3 protein-coding genes are annotated in these 1,780 nt (G+C 41.0%); all 3 read right to left on the reverse strand.

The window, feature by feature from the left end; translation table 11 throughout:
* Positions 1-287: 287 nt before the first annotated feature.
* Positions 288-1,058 carry an ISAzo13-like element transposase-related protein gene (locus QUB13_RS30275; RefSeq protein WP_442922225.1) on the reverse strand — a complete coding sequence of 257 codons (771 nt, stop codon included), beginning with the start codon at positions 1,056-1,058 and terminating at the stop codon, positions 288-290.
* The gene (locus tag QUB13_RS30280) at positions 1,039-1,479 is read right to left on the reverse strand and encodes a hypothetical protein (RefSeq protein ID WP_333388754.1); all 441 of its coding nucleotides are present in this window, start codon (positions 1,477-1,479) and stop codon (positions 1,039-1,041) included. The genes QUB13_RS30275 and QUB13_RS30280 overlap by 20 nt, the downstream gene beginning before the upstream one ends.
* Before the next feature lie 89 nt (positions 1,480-1,568).
* Positions 1,569-1,780, reverse strand: a 212-nt coding sequence (locus QUB13_RS30285; RefSeq protein ID WP_333388757.1) for a hypothetical protein, incomplete at its 5' end; no start/stop codon positions are given.

The raw sequence follows: 1,780 nt of genomic DNA on the forward strand, positions 1-1,780 counted from the left end.
CAGGCTATTTCTCCTCCCCTTTGTGATCTTGCGGATAATCAACTCCCCATCTGGGCGGATTTCTGTGAATTATTTTAGAGAACCCATTTGACATCTATTCCAGACTTATTACAACAACTAGGTTTTGACCGAATCAGTAGAATCCTAGATTTAGGCTATAATAGTTGCCCTGTAAGGATTTTACAAAAGATGTCAAATCGATTATATATCATAATCTGGTCGATTGACCGTAATTACGAGCGACTGTTTATTAACATCAAGGGACTTGCGGAAAAATAAAGTACCGATTAAATGGGGATAATCTTGATATCCCATTTGGGTAAAGTTTCAGAACGTTGCCATTCGGGTAGATATTTTTTTAACTCATGAGGTAAGACTTTTATTCCTTTCTCGTAAATGGTCTCAACTAAATGTACAATGGGTTTAATTCCTTGCCACGTCATTTTAGCTGCCCAGTTTATGGCAGTTTCAACTGAATCTAAAATAGCACCATTCCAATAGTGTTCAAGTGCTGCCCAACAGCGTTCAATTGGGTTATACTTACTATGATATGGTGGATAGTAAATTAGTCTGATTCTTAAGCCAATTGCCTGAGATAACTCGATGATGCGTTTGATGAATTGTGTGCGATTGCTTCTGATTGCCGGACCACTATCAAGGTCAATCACTAATTCTTCGAGTTCGGTGTAATCAAATTGGTTATTGTGCCACCAATCTGTTAGACAATCCACAATAAAATCTGTAGTTTCAGCGGACTGTCCCATATAAATCGATAGTCGATCGCTTTGAGTGTTAAGAATGCCAAATGGGACTAATATAGCTTGCCACTCGGTATCATGATCGTCAGCCGATTTCGGTTCGATGGTTCTGGCTTTACCACCCCGTGACAGGTTGCCAATTTTTACTTTCGCTTTGGTATCAATTGATATTCGCAGAGACTTGACATCTTGATCGGAGGCTTGATTCTCCTTTAATACATTCTCAAAAATCGCATCAGTTTCGGGAATTTTTTTCAAGGGCTTGGTTTTTTGTGTTTTTTTAGGCGATACCCATTCGATTTAAAATCGCGCCAATTGTCTGACGAGAAGGTAATTGCTCACTGTCGTAGTTTTTCTGACTCACTAATGCCGATCGTACCGCGAGGGCCGTGATCCGGGCATACAAAAATGTCGATTGAAACTTGGGGTCTGCCTGGGACTCTGGATCGACTAGAGAGCGAATATCGGCTTCTAAGTTGGGCAGCAAAATTTCACTTTTGTGTCGTCCCCGAACCCGATAATTATCAACACAAATCAGTCCGGTTCGTCGTTCATGTAAGCCCAGTTGAACACTGTCTCGGTTCCACCCCATAAATGTTTCTACTTTGCGGGCTGAACCATTAAAGTAGTCTTCAGCCACTTTTGCCATAAAGTCTCGACGGCGATAGCCTGTCAGTTTTTGGGCAGCATCCTTAAACGTCGATTTAACGGTCTCACTCAAGATCATTTCTGGCATCCCAATCACAGAGGTCACAACCGCTCATGTCAGATTTTTTGTTTCCTACCCTTCTAGCATAACTGGGGTTATATTTAATTGCAAGCCCCCAACGTCCCAAAAAGAGCAAGCTTCAGTTTTTTGTGAGCTGTCAAAACAACATTCCTTTGATTATTATTATTGATGTCGCGTTTGTGGCTTTGCTGAACTAGGGGTGGTGTATAGTTTAAAAAAAACTTTGCAAAAAAGCTTGACAACTCAAGGGAGAGTTGATATATTAATAAAGCGCCAAAGAGAAGGCGGTTCA

The sequence above is a fragment of the Microcoleus sp. B4-D4 genome, assembly GCF_036705185.1.
Taxonomy (GTDB): domain Bacteria; phylum Cyanobacteriota; class Cyanobacteriia; order Cyanobacteriales; family Microcoleaceae; genus Microcoleus.